The sequence below is a fragment of the Streptomyces sp. NPDC104307 genome (assembly GCF_055584045.1).
This window is the reverse complement of sequence record NZ_JBVJMU010000049.1, coordinates 1-1,188: the sequence shown is the minus strand read 5'-3', so window position 1 is coordinate 1,188 and position 1,188 is coordinate 1. Positions and strand designations below refer to the sequence as shown.

The 1,188-nt window shown below is 73.3% G+C and carries 2 protein-coding genes; both read right to left on the bottom strand.

The genetic code is table 11. The annotated features are described in order from the left end of the window. Nucleotides 1-143: 143 nt before the first annotated feature. The gene (locus ACZ601_RS39110) at nt 144-734 is read right to left on the bottom strand and encodes a TetR/AcrR family transcriptional regulator (protein ID WP_469547028.1); all 591 of its coding nucleotides are present in this window, start codon (nt 732-734) and stop codon (nt 144-146) included. A gap of 157 nt (nt 735-891) precedes the next feature. Beyond that, nucleotides 892-1,188: acyl-CoA carboxylase biotin carboxyl carrier protein subunit (locus tag ACZ601_RS39105; RefSeq protein ID WP_469547026.1), on the bottom strand; the 297-nt coding region annotated here is incomplete at its 5' end.

The following is a 1,188-nucleotide window of genomic DNA, read 5'->3' as shown; positions in this document are numbered from 1 at the left end:
GGGCGGGTGTGGTGGGGGGGTGGGGGGGGTGGGCCGCGCCCCGGGGGCGCTGCCCCCGCACCCCCGCTCCTCAATCGCCGGAGGGGCTGGAGTGCGCACCGCCGAGGGGGCGGTGCTGCTCCCGGAGCGGCCGGATTCGCTCCCTAGGGGGCGGAACAGCTCAGCCCCCGTACCGTCAGCGTCAGCAGCCGGTCCGCCAGTTCCGGATCGTCCGGGGACTGCTCGGCGGCCAGCGCGATCGCGTTCGTGAGCTGGATCAGGTCGTCGATGGACACCTCCGCCCGCACCGCCCCGCCCGCCTGCGCACGGGCCAGCAGTACCGAACCCGCCTCGCGCATCGGCACATTGCAGCGGGACAGCGCCGAAGTCTCGTCCCGGCACGTCGACATGAGGGCCTGGGCCAGCCCGCGATACTCACCCGCATGAGTGATGATCGTGCCCAGCCACTCCACCAGCGCCTCGCACGGCCGCTCCGCCCCGGCCAGCTCGCGGGAGCGGGCGATCAGGTCGGCCACCGCCTCCTGGAAGACCGCGCTCATCAGCGCGTGCCGGGTCGGGAAGTGCCGGTACAGCGTGCCGATGCCCAGCCCCGCAGACCGCGCGACATCCTCCAGGGACGCCGTCGTGCCGTGCTCCGCGAAGGCGGTACGGGCCTCGGCCAGCAGCCGGTCGTAATTGCGGCGCGCGTCGGCGCGCATGGGCCGGGCCGGTGTCCCTGCTGTGCTCGTCGCCATCGCGCAGTCCTCCCTGATTCCGCCGCGGGGGTCCAGGATGCCATCGCCCGTACGGCCCAGTGGCCCGGGAGCCCGGCGGCTCCGGTCGCCAACGGGCGGCGCCCCCGTCACGTCGTACGACATGACGGGGGCGCCGGCGGAACGCGAGGAGCGGGGATCAGTCCTTGATCTCGCAGATCGGGGCGCCGGACGAGAGGGAGGTGCCGACCTCCGCGGTCAGGCCCTTGATGGTGCCGGAGCGGTGCGCGTTGAGCGGCTGTTCCATCTTCATGGCCTCCAGGACGACGATCAGGTCGCCCTCCTTGACCTCCTGCCCCTCCTCCACAGCGATCTTCACGATCGTGCCCTGCATCGGGGACGCGAGGGTGTCACCGGAGGCCGCGGAGCCGGACTTCTTCGCCGCACGGCGCTTCGGCTTGGCACCGGCCGCGAGCCCGGTACGGGCCAGGCTCAT